Below are 17,456 nucleotides of genomic sequence, written 5' to 3'. Positions count from 1 at the left end.
CATTTGCCTATTCCCTATCCTTAGTGTAACCGTGGGGAATGTGTCCAAATCTCGGCAATTCAAAAAATTGTCGATTATACTGTTGCATTCGGTTCTTAATTTGCTATACTCATCTTTGTTTACCAATTTTATTAGGAAGGGTTGTGACAGCACTGATGAATCACCACCGTACGCCGCTGTTTACCGCTTTAAAAAATCATGCGGCACTCAATCCGGTACAGTTTCATATTCCGGGCCATAAAAAAGGATTGGGAGCGGATACCGAATTCCGTGAATTTATTGGCGATAATGCCTTCTCCATAGATTTGATTAACATCGCACCGTTGGATGACTTGCATCAGCCAACCGGTGTCATTCAGGAAGCACAGATTTTGGCAGCAGATGCCTTCGGAGCCGATTATACCTATTTTAGTGTACAAGGCACAAGCAGTGCCATTATGACCATGATTCTGTCTGTATGCTCACCGGGTGACAAAATTATTGTGCCCCGTAATGTGCATAAATCGGTTCTGTCCGCGATTATTTTCTCAGGCGCCAAACCCGTATTTGTTTCTCCTTCACAAGATGCCAATCTGGGCATTGACCATGGAGTAACTACACAGTCTATCCGTCGCGCACTTGAGCGTCATCCAGATGCCAAGGCATTGCTTGTAATTAACCCGACCTATTACGGCGTGGTTACCGATCTTAAAGAGATTGTTGAGCTGGCACACAGCTACCAAGTTCCTGTACTTGTTGATGAAGCACATGGCGTACTCATTCATTTCCATGAGGATCTGCCGTTGTCTGCGATGGCAGCAGGTGCCGATATGGCTGCAACCAGTGTCCACAAGCTTGGTGGCTCCATGACACAGAGTTCCGTACTCAACCTGAACACAAAGAATGGGTTCGTGAATCCACAGCGTGTACAGACGATCCTGAGTCTGCTCACCTCAACATCAACTTCATACATTTTGCTTGCTTCACTCGATACATCAAGACGTAACCTGGCACTCCACGGTCGTGAGATTGCACAGAAGGCGATTGAACTAGCTGAGTTTGCCAGACGTTCGATTAACGATATGGATGGCCTGTATTGCTTCGGTAGAGAGCTGTTGGGTACAGAAGCGACCTTCAACTATGATCCAACCAAAGTAACGATCCATGTTCGCCATCTGGGTATTACAGGGTATGAGACAGAGAACTGGCTACGTGAACATTACAACATTGAGGTTGAACTTAGTGATATGTACAATATTCTGTGTCTCATTACGCCAGGAGATACGGATAATAGTGTGGATATCTTGCTGAACGCTTTGCAGGATCTCTCCCGTACCTATTATCAAGTGAACCCGGCCCATGAACTGGTCGTAAAAGTTCCGGATATTCCACAGTTGATGCTGACTCCACGTGATGCATTCTACGGTGATACCGAAGTGATTCCGTTTAAGGAATCCGCAGGACGTATTATCTCGGAATTCATCTATGTCTATCCGCCAGGAATCCCGATCCTGTTACCGGGTGAGGTTATTACCCAGGAAAATATCGACTACATCATCGATCATGTCGAAGTTGGATTACCCGTCAAAGGACCCGAAGATCGCAGCGTAACCAACGTTAAAGTGATCGTGGAAGCCGATGCCATTTTCTAAAACAACCTCCTTGCGCTGTGCAGGGGATAAACTTAAAGGACCAAGCCCTAGCTTGGTCCTTTTTTATTTTATGGGACAAGCGAGTTTGCATTTTCCCGTCTATTTCGTCGTTCAAACCGGTGGTGTAAATGCTCGTATACCTCTTGAAAAACAAACAAAAGGCCCCCTGAGATCAAGGAGCCTTCATGTTATGTTCCAAAAGAATGACTATTCTTGTGATGCAACGAGTTCGTTGTAAGCCGCTTCAACGCGGTTCCACTCTTCTTCGTCTTCAATATTGTAGAGCACCATTTCCTCGTCTTCTTCTTCCATACGCAGGATGATGCCGTCAGCTTCAGGATTGTTACGTTCCAGCAGGAGCGCATAAACATGCTTCTCCACGTCAAACGTCTCCACCAAAACCATCTCCACGTCTTGGCCGTTCTCGTCTGTTAATGTGAGAAGGACTTCTTCATGCTCGTGGTCGTGGTCGTGGTCTTGCCCGCATCCGCAGCCATCGCCGTGTTCATGTGTGTGATCGCTCATTGAAATACCTCGCTTTATAAATAGAAATTGTGTAACCTTGCATATCGTAACATGTTCAATGACACAGGTCAATTTAACTCACAGGGTTATTTTTGCTTCAATCGTTCAGCGCTGTAATGATTTTCTCCGCTACCAGGACGTAGCTGCTATTTGCATTTTCTTTAATATGAAAGCCGACCTGATACTTGCCGGCACGACTGAAATCATACGTAAAATCATATGTGCGGAACCAGAAGTTATCCTTCTGGGTCGTAAGCTCCTGTGACTGGATATCCTTCACCTGACCGCTTGGATTGGTAATCGTTACTTTCACCGCAGCTACATCTGCTGTCAGACTGTCCACTTGTGAAAATACATTGAATTTCAGCTTACCTACGTTAACGTTGCCAAATACAGTGTCTCCCTTGAAGAGAAAAATATGTACATTCGGTTTGATCACCGTTACTCTCTTGTTACTGCTGTCCCATTTGACGACGCCTCCGGCTTCCCTGACAGGTACATAGGTCGTTCCATCAATGAGATAACCTCCATCAGCTGCTTCCTTGCCGTTAATGAGAACACGAATCTTCTCGTTCACCGAATCTGCAAACAATAGAGACCCGCCGAGCAAGGAGAATACCGTGACACAAAGCAATATTCGTTTCCATTTCATCCCGTCAATATTCCCTCCCCTGCTGCTAGCTGTTGTACATTTATACTGCAGATTCATCCACAAAGTTGCGCTGTTTTTCATCATTTTTCATTTTTTATCCAGAATTTTTTCCACCCCTTGGAACGCACAAAAAGAGGCGATCCTCATTAAAGGATGCCCCTGATCTATAATTGTTATATATACGGGATTATACGAAGAGTTATGAAGAAGTATGGCGGGTCAATATACAGGGAACGCCCTTGCCTAAAGCCCCTTCAATTCTCATACGTGCAGCGTAATCCATACCTCGTGTACATGGTGTCTTACATCTCTCGCATACATCCGATGTGACCAACTTCATGGATACACGTATTTTATCACTCTTTAATGCGGGAGCTTTCTTACCTTTTGCCTTTGCCATCCCGGATTCCCCATTTCCCCAAGTGCTTACTAATGTAATGCATCATATGGGGATTCGCCCGGTTGTGTGTCTATTTAGAAAACGTATTTAAATAATAAAAATATGACAAGAAGGATACCTCCGAGAATGAGCCAGTTGCTGATTTCATACCAAATGCTCTTGCCTCCGGACAGGTATTTCTGTTCATTCTCCTGATGACGCTGACGGTGGGTATCGGTCTCAGAGCCATGGGGTGGTTTGCTAAAATCCATCATAAGTACATTCCCCTTTCAGCAGTTTTGTGTAAACTTACTACCATTATAACCCACAATTGAGTGCGAAATTGATTTTTATGCATAAAACACCAAAAAACCTCCGATTTCTCGGAGGCTTCTTATCAACAAATAGTATCAGTGATTACGCCAGTTCCACGTTAACATTCACGTTCCCTTTGATTCCTTTGGAATATGGGCAGTAGTCATGGGCAAGTTTCACAAACTTCTGTGCTGTTTCTTCATCTAGACCAAGGATTTTAACTTCCAAATCTACTTGAAGCTTCACGCCGTTATCCTCAGAGTCCGTCACCAACATTACGGTTGCAGCTACCGTACTTCTTTCAATCTCAACTTTGTGTTTCTTCAATTGAAACTCCAGTGCGGAGTTAAAACAAGCACTATACCCTGCTGCAAACAACTGCTCCGGATTGGTAGCTGTCGTCACTTGTCCTCCGAGTTCAGGCGGTGCAGCAACATCCAACATAAACACGTTATCTGGGGATTGTACGATGCCTTGACGTCCACCTGTATTGATTACTGTTGTTTCATATAATGTTTTCATTTGTGAAAACTCCTTTAGTTGATTAGATTTATTTTGACTAAATTTTGATCTCATTTGTATCACCGACAATTACATTGTACACAATTAAATTGTGTATGTAAATAGTTATTATAAAAAAATATAGTTTAAAACACGTTTGGAGAATAATTCATTTCTAACCCCGGACAAGCCCAAACCTAAAGTCAGTGCACTTTCTGAGTTGTTCGCTGTATCCACCAAACTTGGCCTGACTTTATTCTCTAAATAAAAATGGTACCCAAACACTGCACTTCATTTTCAAAGCGTCCGTGTTTAAATACCAAATTACTGCACGTATATCTTTTTACCGATCCATACAGATAATCTATTTATCCTCGTCCTCATTCCAATTCAAATCATGCACCTTGTTCATCTTCATACGTCTTCCCTGTTTGATTAATTACTCCAGATATCCACTTTCATCTGTGCACATTTGAAATACTTGGCCTCAGCCTTACTTGTAGTCAGTTTCAACAGACATTGCAGTTCTCCATGTTGGAACAACCCACCGCTAAGGTCAGCAGCAACACCGCCATATTGATCATCTGCACCAAGCCATACGGACGGTCTCTCGAACCCAGCTGAGAACTGTAATCCGGTACAGAGCAACACAGTGAGATTCTTACGGTTCTGTGCTTCATCTCCTGCTACGCCATGTGTGGTGAAGAACACCATGTTTTGATTAAAATCCGTGTACGTTCCATCTGCTTTATAGGCACGGACCATACCATATTTCTGATTTACGTTTTGAAAAAAAGTGATTCCGGCCTTGCTATCCTTCGATTTAATGCCAACCTGAACTGAGATTCCAATGTTCCCGTTTAATTGTAGCGCTTCCAAAGTGATTGCAATTGCGGTTACTTTCGAGCTGTCAATCAGATGTTTCATTTTTAACTCTGCCGTGGCTCCTGCCGTTGTCGGAGTTGTAACGGTAATGGTCCCTCTGTCGGGCAAAGGCTCAAACGTAGGGGTGCCCACCACCTCCACCCAATCCGGTAACGTTCCGTAAAGAAAATCGGCCACAAGCTGTTTGTGAACCTTTCCAAAGGGCACGATCTGACCCGTTGCATCACGTATAACCATCTCTACACCCCCACCGAATAGGCTACACCGATATTATGATCGGTATTGTAATACACGTACACTACACCGTCCATAACGGACACCATCAAGGACTGCATGTTGGTCGTCTCCCAAGTCAATGCCGGAAAATATATATCTGTAGGTTTGTCCAGCAGTTGACGAAAGTCTGCGCTGATCTTGGCAATGGCAGGCCGAGCTACCGTCGTAACCCCACCGGAAGCATAAGCTGATAACATACCCAGCCACCACATGCTCCCTTTGTACATAAATACACCAGCATTGGGTCTCGAAATGTTCTCTCCTGCACTTAAAGTGGCATCATTCCCACCCATTAATGGTCTTGGATCAGCTAACCAGCTACGTCCGTCATGTGAATGCCAGATACATTTACGACCAAAGTCCCCACCGCCCATCACTGAGAAACCGATCCATTTGCCACCATTTCTGAAACACGAAAAATATCCGGTATGACCATCACCTGGGAACCCGGGAGGTTTGTCCAAAATCAAACCCACTCTTGTCCAGTTGATCATGTCTACAGAGGTCGCAAGTGCCGTTGATTGATTGATTCCCAGTCCGTTTTGTTGATAATACATAAAGAACAATTGTTCTTCATCGTTCCAGATCACAAATGGAGTTTCCGTCGAATTCCCAACCACAGTATCGAGATACACCTGTCCGTGTTTGGTCCATGGTCCTGTCGGGCTGTTCGAGTAGGCTAGTCCAATTCCTCCGATGTGATTATGGTTGGTAGAATACGTAGCATAATAATCTGCTTTTGCATCAGGGATAAGCCCCTTCACCTTGATCGCCCGAAACCAATAGATCGATTGAAGACCCGCCATTGCAGCGGTATACATAGGATTGTCCATTTTTTTATCAAATTGAGGCGTGTACATCCGTCTGGTTTCTGCATCACAATAATCATAAGGCGCAACGGCCCTGTTTGCCTTCATCGCTGCGTCGAGTGCTGTCTGAGCAATATTTTCAGTCATAGACATGGGAACTCAACTCCTTCGTGAGCAGGGTATTACCATTTACCGGTCGCGAATATAAAATATCCGAAGTGTCCTTTAATAGGATTGAATAATCAACAACATTACCCTCATTCGCAGTCGGCTCCTGAGTAATACAAATGATAGGACAAATTCTAGCATTATATGAATACGCTTTCATTTTGTTCATTCCTTTATTTCCTTTACAGTTGTAATCAGCAACTGTCCCTTTCATTGGTACGCCCGGATAATGTTGATCCTTCATATTAATCCCTCCTATTGTTTTCTCCCGATAAGTATATTCATGAAGTTGCCTTTGTGTTAAAGCATTATGCCCATCTTGCAGCCTATTATTCTAAGACTGGTTTTCATATAAAACATAAACAGGTTAACCAATACAAATTGGCTAACCTGTTTGAACGAAGAGACTGCAAAACCAATTACTTATTACTCCGCAAAAAGTGAAGATATGGGATTCGTAACTTTTTTATTGGATTGCTCCTTGCCTTGGTTATCCAATACATAGTACTGATAAAAGTCGTTAGTGAATCCGGTAGACTCCTGTATTTTCAGCTTAAAAGCTTCAAATGCCACATCACTCAGATGATCCTCATTCCAGAAATAATGAAGCATCAATCGATTCTGGTTATAGGGATGTTTGATAACATATGCACCAGCGGCGAGAGGTTGATTCATGGTATTTTTCCAAGGAAAACCCGTCTGTTTCGTTCGATCAATAATGTTGAATTTTAAAGCCTGCACCAATCCGTTTGACTTGGCATTGCCAATGACAATAAGGTTGCTGTTGCCGATCTCTTTTTTCATCTTTTGCTTCAGTTCCTTGCGATCCCTTATAATGTCGTATTTCATACCAGTCATATCAAGGAATCCGGTCAACTGATTAACCATATCTTCCTGCTGTTTAGTTGCAAGCTTACTCACCTGATCGCTGAGCACAATGGTTAATTCCTCGCCTTGAAGGGCTTTGTACATCAATCGATTCATCACTTCATAAGGCAGATTAGGAACCATACCCATGACAGCCTGATATTGCACTTGTAAGACATCATGCACATAGGCGGCGGTCTCTTCTTGTGATAGTTGGTATTCCGGCTTTAAGACAAAATCAGGCTGATATAGGGCCATCTGCATTTCTGAACGTATTTCTTTACCAAGCACATCTTCAATGGTTTGAAGCAGCCCCTCTACCGTTGCATTTTGGTACACGTAGCGTTTGAAATATGTCCTCATCAACTCGTCAAATTTCTCTTCACCGACGGAACGGTAAAGCTGATAGATCGCTTGTCGCCCCTTCTGATAATATACCAAACTTGCCAAATCCCCAGCTTCATCGTTTGTTGACGCAATCGCCATATCTACGGGCGCAGTATCAAACTGTATGGATCTGAACCCATTTAGCTTGTCTCCCTGTTTCTCGGCAAAATACATCATGGAGAAATCAGCAAAGCCTTCATCCAGAAAGGATTCTGTCTCCGAGTTATTACCGATCAATGCATGGAACCACTGATGCGCTATTTCATGAACAAATGTTGTGTCTTCTTCTGGAACCGCACCATTTTGAATCTGTCCCATCTGAATGAGCCTGGCATACTCCACGGCAACGCCTTGTACATACGTCTCGACAATTCGGAACTCTGGATAGGGATACTTGCCATATTTCTCACTATAGAAATCGATGACCTTGAATGCCTGATTAATGTAGCGGTCAACTATCTTTTTCTTGGATGGATCATCGTTGTAATAATAGTATTCCACCGTCAGACCGTTACGAGTAACACTCTCCACTTGAAGGTTTGGGCTAGCAAAGAATACAAACTCCCTTGTGTTCTCGGCCACAGCAGAAACAACTTTACGACCATGTTCTGTACTGTTTTGAGTAGTGATCGTACCCGGCATAGCTACCTGATACTCATCGGGAACATTGAATTGAACTTCAAAGTCCGATGAGGTGTAATAATCACTCTCAAATGTTCGACTATACGGTGCCTTGTTCCATTGATGCTCAACCTCGTCGTATACAGACATCACCGGGAACCAGTGTGCACCATTGATCATGTCCTTGTAGTAGGAAACTCGCTGTGAGCCATAGGGTATATTCAACTGAAACTCCAGTTGGAATGATACCGATTCCCCTGGTTGAACGGGCTTCTTCAATTGCACGGTCAACGCCTGGTTTTCCTTATGGAAATCCAGCGATTGGCTATTTGCTGTTACAGCCTGAATATCGATGCCACCCAGAAAGTCCTCCGCTGTCTTCTCCGGGTGATCTTCACTAATCTTCTCATTATGCTGTTGGTACATGCTCGCCTGTGTAGACTTGGAGAGGTTTGCGTCAGCATATGTATGAAGGACCAGCTGCTGGAGTGCATCCTTGCTTGTGTTGCGATACGTTACCTCCTCGCTCCCCTGGATCGTCATTTCCTTCTCATTTAATCGAGCCTGAATCTGGTATTGAATCGGCGTCTGCTCTAGAGAGTCTTTCTGTGTGTTATATATCTTCATAGATACAGGTGCTGGGCCTGCTTCCGCGGCAACAACCCCCATGTTGGCAAGTGGGCTTGCTGCCAGTATTAAAGCCAGTGTACCCGCGATCCCTACTCTGGCTAACTTTGATGTAAATGGACTTGAATAATTCATAAGTTCTCTCCTTCTCCTGTTCTATGTTGACCTCATGACCAAGTATAGAAGACGAACCTTACGCTGAATTTATGTTTTATTTAAGTTTTGTTTAAAAAGAGGAAGAGAAACTGAAACTATCGCAAATCGCATTCATGTCTGTATGTAAAAAAAGAAAAGAAGCCTTACAATGTAAGGCTTCTCATGTATGATCTGTAGTGGGCTCGAACCACTGACCCCTACCCTGTCAAGATAGTGCTCTCCCAGCTGAGCTAACAGATCATGATATATAATTGTTTCCCAATCAAGTAACAGTATCATATCAAGTAACCGTGTTCATTGTCAATGATTTATTTGGTTATAATTCACCCGAAATGGTGCACAATAAAGGAAAGATTACCATTTCAACACGAGGTGAATTCCCTATGAGAAACTTAACAAAACGGTCAAAATCCAATAAATATACATTTACCAAATGCTTCTTTCTCTTTGCTGGGCTTGTGATTCTCAGTACAAACGTTACGGGTTGCGGCTTGGAGAAGGATGAACATACGGTACAATTCCAACAATTACAACAGCCCAATGAAAATGGTGAGTCTCTGCCGGTCTGGCTGGACGTATACTCCAAATCTGTAATTCAAGATGTGTATTCTCCACGAGGAAGCAGTGAAGTCTTGCCGTGAAGGTTAACAGGTGAATTACTCATCTTCATCCCACTTGCGTGAGTATGCTTTCTTCGTAACATAATACAACAGAGTAATCATTCCCGCCGACATTAGCAATGTAATTATCATGATGCCTGTCATGCCCATCACTACCCCCTCCTCTCCCAATATGTTCCAGACTTCACTATACAGGAAAAACATTTTTTTGTATAATTCAGTCTGATATGTCGCGCAAGAGCAGAAAGAAGGAATGGAATTGGCAGCTGAGATTAGTTATGTATCAACAGAAGAACAACTGGAGCAAGCCCTGGGAATTCGCCATCACGTATTTGTTATCGAGCAACAGGTGCCTGCCGAGATTGAGATTGATCAATATGATGTCATCAGTCCGGATGTGCATCATGTATTGTTAAGTACGGATGGCCAAGCTGTAGCCACAGGACGTCTGATCTATTACAGCAAGGATACGGCCAAAATGCAGCGGATCGCAGTGCTTGAATCTCATCGTTCATTTGGTTATGGACGTGTGCTTCTGCTCGCGATGGAGGAGCTGGCACGTGAACTCGGCTTATCCTATTCTGTACTGGATGCGCAGTGTCAGGCACAGAAATTCTATGAAAAACTGGGTTATGAAGTGATTTCGGAAGAACCTTTTTATGATGCAGATATTCTGCATGTTCGTATGAGAAAGAGCTTGTAAAACCTCGACGTTGGCAGCTCTTATCAGCATATGATGCATACTTCCGAGGAAATCGGATAGGCTAATCAGGTAGACAGATTCCTATCTCGTCATATAAGGAGAGTGTGACATCATGGATCAAACGACACGCGAGAGTTTCACAGCCGTACAGAAAAATGGTGACGGTGACCTGACAGCTTTTCAAACTTCAGCAGGACGTGTACTGGATTATCAGCAGGCACTTGCAGAAGTAAAAGCTGGCGCTATTGCCGGTGTGAATGTATTTAAAGGCAAGGATGGCGAAATGTACATTCGCGGAGATGCCGACGGTGACCCAACCAACAACCTGGACCAACTTCCCCATTTCTAAAATAGATGCACATGTCGTACATGTGACACAGTAAGCGCCGATCCGGATATCCGGGTTGGCGTTTTCTTATGTTCACTGGAGGGTGTCTTCAAACCTACTGAAAGCCGAACTCAGGCCCACGAGCGGTAACGAATCTGAGGCGTCTTATTCAAGGATTTGAACCCTCCTTAGAAATCTAAGGAATCTGAGACACGTTATATCAGAATTTTTGGCCTTTTATAGCGTTTTTGTCAGGGGATACGGGGAAATAAGGTGTCTGATGTTCCTTACAATCTAAAAAGAGGAGCGGAAGGCCAAATAAGACGTCCTGTGTTCCTCAGAAAATCATCTACTCATTCGCCAGGATCAGCCAACTTGGACTCCCAGACTGTTTAGATGCTGACATCCATCATCGTCGTATAGCTTGCTTAAGTTTGAAAACACACCCTAGTAGTCCGTAAAATATTTTGCGGAGTCCCCGGAAGGCTGGCTTTTACGAATCGGTTGTTGTACCTGTTCCCATGCCTGCAAAATCTGTATCCCTTCCAGAGTAGACCGGTTCTCCCACGCGATGTGTCCGGTGCGTTCAAGCTCCAGCAATGACTCATGAATGTAAGCTCTGCTTCGTCCCGTCTTGTTCTCGAGTTCATCCATACGCGGCAGCCTGCGCCGTTGTCCTGCATAGTTCACCATAATACGCAAAATCTTGCGTTCAAAGTCGTTCAGCATACTTTACCTCCCCATTCAGATCGGTAACAGGACGCCATGCCAGAATACCTTGCTCCAGAAATGTTCGGGGCGAGCCTTCTTTTCCCGCTGATGCTCTAATCATCCCGCCACGTACACTGTTAATTCGAATCTGTCGCTGCGTAATCTGCCCTGCACGATCCATGTAGACAAGCTCCACCATCTGGCCAATATATTTCCCTAGCATAATCATCCCTCCGATAAGAACGTTTGTTTGTATTTCATATTATATGCGAACATAAGTTCTTTATTCAATAGTAAAAAAAGGATTTTGTAAAATAAAAAAAACCAGACTTTCACCTTAATGATTAAGGCAGTCTGGTTCAACCCATAGTATAGCTAATATGAAAACATGGCTTGTAATGACCAAGTCCAGCGGATCAGTGTCGATCCGATTCGGAAAATTGTACTTTCTTTAATTGCTGTGTAGATGGATTAAAATCAACATTTACATAGACTGCGAATTGTTTGCCGTCTTTCGCACGAACCCATAGCTTGAACTGTTCCCGTGATTGATCTGCTGTTAGAGAGGTGCGACCGATATGCTTATAGTCCAAAATATCCACATTATACTTGGTCTGTGTTTCTTTGACCGCAATAATTCCCCACTTCGCATAATCAGGGATGGCGGCACCTGTGCCTGATGTAATTCCGGCTAAACTCAGAACTACCGACATGACGGTAACGATGAGCATTCTCATTTCACTCACTCCTTGAGACAATATGTTTCTGTTATATTGCCCGTCCGGGTTTCATTTTACACGAATAAACGAAAGATCCAGGCCAGTGGCCGTAGGGAAAAAGGAACCACATGAACAAGTCGGTCAAACGAATCAGGAGGCTCCGTCCGGAAACTCATTCCCCAGTCACCCGAGAAAAAGTGTTGTTGTGTCTTCGGCTCCTCAGGACGATCCAACCCGTATTTCTTTTCAAGTAACTGCCTCGTTTGTTCATCCACCTGAACCTCGTTCGTAACGTCATATGCTGTGGCAGGCTGGCTGCTTATGTACATCTGAATCATTAGAAACATCACAATCCCAACTATTTGTATCCAACGCTTGTTCATCTCTTACTCCTTTATGGATTCATGACTCTCTTCTCTTGTACGTGAAGACTCGTTTGAATGTTTGATTATACATAAATTTGACCGTATTGGAAATAACAAATGGGAGAAGAGTTGGGGCATGCGTTATGCGATGCTTAAGTCCCATTTGGTTGATTTTTTGTTTAAAAAAACCAATAAACGTGTAATAGGCCATGACAGAGTGACTCCACGATCTGAAACCCTACACGATCTGCAATACCAATATGAGGAGGTTACACCCGAATGTTCAAACGCTTGGATGAAATCCTGATTGAGATTCCCAATGTCGAGAAGCCAGATCCGAATGCTGCGGCAGCCATACAAGAATTACTCGGCGGCAAATTCGGAGAAATGTCAACGTTGAACAACTACCTCTATCAATCGTTTAATTTTCGATCCAAAGAAAAGCTGAAGCCCTTCTATGACCTCGTCATGAGTATTACGGCCGAAGAATTGGGTCATGTTGAGCTCGTGTCTCATGGTATTAACAAGTGCCTCAGAGGTTCAACCGAGTACAAAGAACCCGACGATACACCGCTAGGTTCCGTAAAAGATGCTCGTCTGTCGTATCACTACCTGGCAGGTGCACAAGGCGCAATGCCTTTTGACTCTATGGGTAATCCATGGACGGGAGCAAACGTCTTCAACAGTGGCAATCTGGTCGAGGATCTGCTGCATAACTTCTTCCTAGAATGTGGCGCTCGTACCCATAAAATGAAAGTATATGAGATGACGGATCACCCAGCAGCCCGGGAAGTGGTTGGTTTCCTGCTGGTACGTGGCGGCGTGCATGTTGTCGCATATGCAAAAGCACTTGAGATTGCAACTGGCGTAAATGTGACCAAGCTGGTTCCTATCCCTTCACTGAACAACAAAGCCTTCAACGAGGCTCGCAAATATGAAGAAAAAGGGGTACACACTAAGCTGTATACCTATAGTGATAAAGATTTCAATACGATCGGCCAGATCTGGAAAGGAACTCACCCGGAAGATGGACAACCTCTTGAAGTCATTCAAGGGATACCTGAAGGATTCCCGATTCCAGAAGCCCCTGCGGTCGAGGAAGAGTTCGCACCGGGCATCTCACAAGAAGACTTTAAGGAAATTGCACGTCGTCTGAAAATGGCGGGGAATATTGCGGATTAAGGAACAATTTGTTTAACAGGTTCTTTCCCTATATATAGGTTTTTTAACTCTATGTTTAAGTGAAGCCCTCGAACCCTGCTGCTTAATGCAGAGAGGATTGGAGGGCTTTGTTATACTAAATTTATGATACAATTTTATGGTGCAAAATAAGTATGTTGTATGCACGTCATTTCCTGAGAACTTAGCTGTAAAAGTAAACCGGATCTCTGCTGACATCGTTAAACTTAGTTAAACTCCAACACCGATTCCTCACGCTGACTCATGACTTCAATTAGCATGTTGGCACCCAGACGAAAACCTTGTGCAAACGCTGCTTCCGTATGCATGCCCTCACATCTGCCACACAAGTCAAATAACTGTTCAAGCTCAAGAAATTCATTCTCACTCAAACGATTCTTCCATTGCTCTGTCAGAGCTGCAATCTGCCGCCCTAACGCTTGGTATTCAGGATGTGTCGGCATCATCATCTCATCCGGTCGAAGTCGTCCATTATATAATGCTTCTAATATCGAATTCATGTGCATCCTCCTGTATATCAATTCGCACCTCACTTGAATGAACGTTCTGCACATGGTAGGATATTTATGCAGTCGCTCATTTAAGTGATTGCGGGATAGGAAGCAGCGGTGTTCTTCGTCGGACTCAAGCTGCTTCCTTTTTTATTTTTGGAGTTCGTCGTAAATCTTCTCAATCCCTTTGCGAACGATGTCTGATCGATTCGTATTCAGCTTCTCAGCCGAAATATCGAGCTTGTTCATAATTTCCTCGTCAACACGTATCTCAATCGTTCTGCTTTTGGGTTTGTCAGATTTAGGCCGCCCCATCTTTTTGGCGGACATTGCTTCACCTCTTTTTTTGTCCTGACAACAATATATTATTGTCAGGACAAAAAGTCAATGTATTTGTAAAACATACGTTCGTTTTTGTGACAGCAGATTCATAGATAAATGTATAGTCTATAATCCGTTTGAATGATAAAAAAACAACCTTGAACGGCTAGGCGCCCAAGGTCGTTAGAGTACTATTCACTCTTCCATTGGCTTTCCATATCTCACTAAGACATGCCAGAGTAATTTTAACTCTTGTAGAACTTCTCTGTAGGTTCCTCTATCGCTCCAATGGCTTGGGTTTCGTTTCAAGTCCATAGCTGCGGAACCAATGATATCTGCATCAATCAAATCACTTTTTGCAATTCTTTTGGCTAGTGAAGGCATCGAAGTACCTCGAAAATCCATTGGAACGTCATCAACCAATAGTGTAAAGCCCATGTGCCAATGGAGATCAATGGAATACTTTAAACATATCTGCTCTAAGATTCTTCCTGTATGTGTGCCTTTAAATGATGGGTCGGCAACAAGCAACTCTACATCTTTTTCAAGGGAAATATCACCATGAACCTGAGCTTCGATATAATGGTCCAGATTTCGGTTTGGCTCTTGGTTAGATGGATTTTGGAATGGTTTCTCAAGATTGACGAGCATATGATCGATTAACTTTTGAACCGTTAGATTTCTTTCACCAATGGCAAAACCACTATTGAATACATCCCTCATAAGAGCAGCCAAAATGAGGTCAAATTCCTCATACGTTCCCTTTTCCTCGGGGTCTTGGTGAGAATCCAAATATGTATACGTGCAACGTTGAGAGACCTCAGTGGATAAAAGGAAGTAACATGATCCAAAACGCGGAGCAGGTCCATCGGGATGTAACATAACATTGAGTGCCCCATACTTGGGCCGTTCACTATTGGTTGAGCCATTTATTTGGTACGCTCCGCCAAACATTTTATTTTCCCAAACGTCACGTTCACCACCTGAAAATGCGGATACACTTCCATTCGATAAGAAAGTCTCAAACTGACTTTTATAAACTCCCTGCTCAAGTAGTGCTTCAGCCACGCTTTTCATGGTCGGATCTAATCGATCTGGGTGAAAGTGTAGCGCAATACTTGCATGAGATTTTAGTTTATTGATAGCTTTTTCAAATGTCTTCAGCTCGATGTTGGACATACGAAGGATTTCTCTAATGGTTTGCTCCGCCTCATTTTTGCGGCTTCTTGCATAATTGGTTACATGCTCTTGAGCTAATTGCTGAGACCTTGATAGTTTCATGGGCAGAGGAGTCCTTTCCCTTTTTATAGAATCATAATGGCGTTTTCCTTGTTTACCATATAGATTGTAGCCTAATTATAGTTTTGGATCTTCAATCTATTTTTCTAGGGATTAGTTCATTCTCAGGGAAATTCCACCAATTGGATTCCTCATAATAAATTGTTTTTGCCCAAAACTCAGGGGACTCATGAAAAATCAGGTCTTCTTCTGATAAAAAATCATTGCCTTCCCAAAAAGAATTAATCCTGAGAAAAGCTTCCTTCTCTGAAATATCAAATAATTCAATTAATAGTTGAACAATGTACAAACAATATATTTCCGAACTCAAAAAGGTAGGGAAAAGAAGTTGGTATTTTAGCATTTTTATCACTCCATCTTCAATATTTCAGTCTTTCTTAGAATGCTAATTCCAAGTCTCTATGTATCCAACCTTCATCTTTTCCAAAAGCTCCAAGATAACCTCATCCAACTCCTCTAGTATCTCATCATGTGTAGGAGACTCCAGTATTCTTACCAAATCCGACCGTAACATACTTAGATGAGATACAGGCAATCGATCAATTAATCCAACCAAAATAAAATATTCCCAAGTAGAATCTTGGGTTTGCAATACATCCTTAATATGAGGAACTAAGTCCTCGCCTAGTCTCAATAGTATATCCTCTACCGGCTTAGAGATAGGCCAATTCCCGTCTTGCAACCACTCCATAAGCTCTGGGATGATAACTTTTAATTCGACATCACTGAACTCACTTAACTTACGCACCGCTTCATAATCAAACTTATCGCGGGGAAGGCACTCCCTAAAATCCATTTAAACTTCCTTCCTCATCTCAATGTGCAAAATCATAAACTCCCTCTGTTACTCTACTGGCTCTATATCCTCTACTCTGATCTCAATTTCATCTTGATTCTGCGTTGTTGACATCGCGTCTCTTATGCGAATCGCCCACGTTCCTGCATCCTGATAGAATTGTACATCTTCAATCACAGGAACACGTACTTTTTCTCCATCTGGTGAATATAGTCCACCTCGAATAGCGTCCGCCTCACTTAGATGAGCACCGTATGGAGTATTTGGACAAGATACCGCTATCTTTTCTGCTCTGGCCTCCCCAGGATAGGGTTGATTTTCCGGGCCTCCATCCGTCCAGACTTCAACATAAGAGCCGATCTGCGGATCAGGCGCATTGGAGAACCATTTTGCCGGATAATACCGACTTCCTCCTCCGTTCGCACTGAAATCCTCATATGCAGGATCAACCACAAGAATGGAATTGTCTTTGCGTTCAACCACATAACCAGTGAATCCATCTTCACTTGGTGCATTCGCTTGAGTCTGCACAGAGTTGCATTCGTTTGATCCTGAACATCCCGTAAGGCATACGATTAGGATTGAGAGCAATATGAGGACTCGATGAAGATTGGACATCTGTAAATCCCCCTTTAATAACACCTCTTTCTAAATTTAACGTTCCATATCAGTTTATTGTTACAAATACAGCGGTTAGCTCACCCTTAACTTCCTGACGGGCTCAACACGATCAACCCAAATATTCACTTCTTCATATCCCTTTTATACACGTACCTTCCCCATACCACCAACGCCGCACACAACAAGATCACACAATAAGCCCATACAAAAAACATGGCAAGCCCCAACCCGATGTTGGCATCCAGGCGCTTATCAAAGATCTCTGTGTATAGCGAAAAACCGAGTGGCACGGCGCCAACAACGAAAAGTCCAATGGACCATCCACCCCAGCGTTGTAAACCGGACCCCGCACGAGTACTGGAAAGTTTGCGAATCCCTTGAGTCAGTAGCCACCAAATCAGAATAAATAATAGACAGGTTATAAGAATTTTCAGCATATCATTCAACTGCATATCGTGTACCTCCTATATCTTGCAAGATGAT

24 protein-coding genes and 1 tRNA gene are annotated in these 17,456 nt (G+C 43.3%); 5 read left to right on the top strand and 20 right to left on the bottom strand.

What is annotated here, in order from left to right; genetic code table 11:
* Positions 1 to 155 precede the first annotated feature (155 nt).
* Complete coding sequence (locus MHI01_RS28785; RefSeq protein ID WP_026080977.1) at positions 156 to 1,631, top strand: aminotransferase class I/II-fold pyridoxal phosphate-dependent enzyme; 1,476 nt, start codon at positions 156 to 158, stop codon at positions 1,629 to 1,631.
* Between the two features lie 207 nt (positions 1,632 to 1,838).
* Here MHI01_RS28785 and MHI01_RS28780 read toward each other — a convergent pair whose 3' ends face one another.
* The 9 genes from MHI01_RS28780 to MHI01_RS28740 form a co-directional block, all read right to left on the bottom strand.
* A complete protein-coding gene (locus MHI01_RS28780) occupies positions 1,839 to 2,156 on the bottom strand; it encodes a DUF1292 domain-containing protein (protein ID WP_036614722.1) in 318 nt (105 codons plus the stop codon).
* A gap of 97 nt (positions 2,157 to 2,253) precedes the next feature.
* Positions 2,254 to 2,808 (bottom strand): copper amine oxidase, encoded by a 555-nt coding sequence (locus tag MHI01_RS28775; RefSeq protein WP_036614723.1) that lies wholly within the window; start codon positions 2,806 to 2,808, stop codon positions 2,254 to 2,256.
* A gap of 474 nt (positions 2,809 to 3,282) precedes the next feature.
* Positions 3,283 to 3,462 (bottom strand): hypothetical protein, encoded by a 180-nt coding sequence (locus tag MHI01_RS28770; RefSeq protein ID WP_017687398.1) that lies wholly within the window; start codon positions 3,460 to 3,462, stop codon positions 3,283 to 3,285.
* Between the two features lie 142 nt (positions 3,463 to 3,604).
* Positions 3,605 to 4,024: an organic hydroperoxide resistance protein gene (locus tag MHI01_RS28765; protein WP_017687397.1), complete on the bottom strand. Its 420-nt coding sequence runs from the start codon at positions 4,022 to 4,024 to the stop codon at positions 3,605 to 3,607.
* A 414-nt stretch (positions 4,025 to 4,438) separates the two neighbouring features.
* Positions 4,439 to 5,125: a hypothetical protein gene (locus MHI01_RS28760; protein ID WP_127550829.1), complete on the bottom strand. Its 687-nt coding sequence runs from the start codon at positions 5,123 to 5,125 to the stop codon at positions 4,439 to 4,441.
* Positions 5,126 to 5,127: 2 nt separating this feature from the next.
* Positions 5,128 to 6,126, bottom strand: coding sequence for a hypothetical protein (locus MHI01_RS28755; RefSeq protein ID WP_076328053.1), 999 nt, complete (start codon positions 6,124 to 6,126; stop codon positions 5,128 to 5,130).
* Positions 6,113 to 6,385, bottom strand: coding sequence for a hypothetical protein (locus MHI01_RS28750; protein ID WP_127550825.1), 273 nt, complete (start codon positions 6,383 to 6,385; stop codon positions 6,113 to 6,115). The genes MHI01_RS28755 and MHI01_RS28750 overlap by 14 nt, the downstream gene beginning before the upstream one ends.
* A 182-nt stretch (positions 6,386 to 6,567) precedes the next feature.
* Complete coding sequence (locus tag MHI01_RS28745) at positions 6,568 to 8,778, bottom strand: M1 family metallopeptidase (RefSeq protein WP_340984664.1); 2,211 nt, start codon at positions 8,776 to 8,778, stop codon at positions 6,568 to 6,570.
* A 188-nt stretch (positions 8,779 to 8,966) separates the two neighbouring features.
* Positions 8,967 to 9,039, bottom strand: a tRNA-Val gene (locus MHI01_RS28740).
* Positions 9,040 to 9,182: 143 nt separating this feature from the next.
* Here MHI01_RS28740 and MHI01_RS28735 point away from each other — a divergent pair.
* The 3 genes from MHI01_RS28735 to MHI01_RS28725 all read left to right on the top strand — a co-directional run bounded on the left by MHI01_RS28735 (position 9,183) and on the right by MHI01_RS28725 (position 10,471).
* Complete coding sequence (locus tag MHI01_RS28735) at positions 9,183 to 9,440, top strand: hypothetical protein (protein WP_340984663.1); 258 nt, start codon at positions 9,183 to 9,185, stop codon at positions 9,438 to 9,440.
* A 238-nt stretch (positions 9,441 to 9,678) separates the two neighbouring features.
* On the top strand, positions 9,679 to 10,122 hold the full coding sequence (locus tag MHI01_RS28730) for a GNAT family N-acetyltransferase (protein WP_036614958.1): 444 nt from the start codon (positions 9,679 to 9,681) through the stop codon (positions 10,120 to 10,122).
* Between the two features lie 112 nt (positions 10,123 to 10,234).
* Positions 10,235 to 10,471 carry a DUF3892 domain-containing protein gene (locus MHI01_RS28725; RefSeq protein ID WP_017687389.1) on the top strand — a complete coding sequence of 79 codons (237 nt, stop codon included), beginning with the start codon at positions 10,235 to 10,237 and terminating at the stop codon, positions 10,469 to 10,471.
* 426 nt (positions 10,472 to 10,897) lie between these two features.
* Here MHI01_RS28725 and MHI01_RS28720 read toward each other — a convergent pair whose 3' ends face one another.
* The 4 genes from MHI01_RS28720 to MHI01_RS28705 form a co-directional block, all read right to left on the bottom strand.
* A complete protein-coding gene (locus tag MHI01_RS28720) occupies positions 10,898 to 11,179 on the bottom strand; it encodes a hypothetical protein (RefSeq protein WP_282320791.1) in 282 nt (93 codons plus the stop codon).
* A complete protein-coding gene (locus MHI01_RS28715) occupies positions 11,163 to 11,384 on the bottom strand; it encodes a hypothetical protein (protein WP_017687387.1) in 222 nt (73 codons plus the stop codon). Before MHI01_RS28715 ends, MHI01_RS28720 begins: the two co-directional genes overlap by 17 nt.
* A gap of 193 nt (positions 11,385 to 11,577) precedes the next feature.
* Positions 11,578 to 11,898, bottom strand: coding sequence for a DUF3889 domain-containing protein (locus MHI01_RS28710; protein WP_036614744.1), 321 nt, complete (start codon positions 11,896 to 11,898; stop codon positions 11,578 to 11,580).
* Between the two features lie 56 nt (positions 11,899 to 11,954).
* Positions 11,955 to 12,263, bottom strand: coding sequence for a hypothetical protein (locus MHI01_RS28705; RefSeq protein WP_282320790.1), 309 nt, complete (start codon positions 12,261 to 12,263; stop codon positions 11,955 to 11,957).
* A 261-nt stretch (positions 12,264 to 12,524) separates the two neighbouring features.
* Here MHI01_RS28705 and MHI01_RS28700 point away from each other — a divergent pair, with 261 nt between their 5' ends.
* The gene (locus MHI01_RS28700) at positions 12,525 to 13,427 is read left to right on the top strand and encodes a manganese catalase family protein (protein ID WP_036614750.1); all 903 of its coding nucleotides are present in this window, start codon (positions 12,525 to 12,527) and stop codon (positions 13,425 to 13,427) included.
* Positions 13,428 to 13,651: 224 nt separating this feature from the next.
* On the opposite strand, the gene MHI01_RS28695 is transcribed toward MHI01_RS28700, so the two are convergent.
* The 7 genes from MHI01_RS28695 to MHI01_RS28665 form a co-directional block, all read right to left on the bottom strand.
* Positions 13,652 to 13,945 (bottom strand): DUF6809 family protein, encoded by a 294-nt coding sequence (locus MHI01_RS28695; RefSeq protein ID WP_047843715.1) that lies wholly within the window; start codon positions 13,943 to 13,945, stop codon positions 13,652 to 13,654.
* Between the two features lie 141 nt (positions 13,946 to 14,086).
* Positions 14,087 to 14,266: a ribbon-helix-helix domain-containing protein gene (locus tag MHI01_RS28690; RefSeq protein WP_017687382.1), complete on the bottom strand. Its 180-nt coding sequence runs from the start codon at positions 14,264 to 14,266 to the stop codon at positions 14,087 to 14,089.
* 186 nt (positions 14,267 to 14,452) lie between these two features.
* Positions 14,453 to 15,538: a DUF3626 domain-containing protein gene (locus MHI01_RS28685; RefSeq protein WP_127550815.1), complete on the bottom strand. Its 1,086-nt coding sequence runs from the start codon at positions 15,536 to 15,538 to the stop codon at positions 14,453 to 14,455.
* A 91-nt stretch (positions 15,539 to 15,629) separates the two neighbouring features.
* Entirely contained in the window at positions 15,630 to 15,899 is a 270-nt protein-coding gene (locus MHI01_RS28680) for a hypothetical protein (RefSeq protein WP_127550813.1), read from the bottom strand.
* A gap of 42 nt (positions 15,900 to 15,941) precedes the next feature.
* Positions 15,942 to 16,352 carry a DUF5071 domain-containing protein gene (locus tag MHI01_RS28675; protein WP_127550811.1) on the bottom strand — a complete coding sequence of 137 codons (411 nt, stop codon included), beginning with the start codon at positions 16,350 to 16,352 and terminating at the stop codon, positions 15,942 to 15,944.
* Positions 16,353 to 16,400: 48 nt separating this feature from the next.
* Complete coding sequence (locus MHI01_RS28670) at positions 16,401 to 16,970, bottom strand: DUF3221 domain-containing protein (protein ID WP_340984662.1); 570 nt, start codon at positions 16,968 to 16,970, stop codon at positions 16,401 to 16,403.
* Positions 16,971 to 17,095: 125 nt separating this feature from the next.
* A complete protein-coding gene (locus MHI01_RS28665) occupies positions 17,096 to 17,425 on the bottom strand; it encodes a hypothetical protein (RefSeq protein ID WP_127550806.1) in 330 nt (109 codons plus the stop codon).
* Positions 17,426 to 17,456 lie beyond the last annotated feature (31 nt).

It is taken from the genome of Paenibacillus sp. FSL M7-0656, assembly GCF_038003225.1.
GTDB lineage: Bacteria > Bacillota > Bacilli > Paenibacillales > Paenibacillaceae > Paenibacillus > Paenibacillus amylolyticus.
The sequence above is the reverse complement of the archived record's forward strand: the minus strand, read 5'-3'. Positions and strand labels throughout refer to the sequence as shown.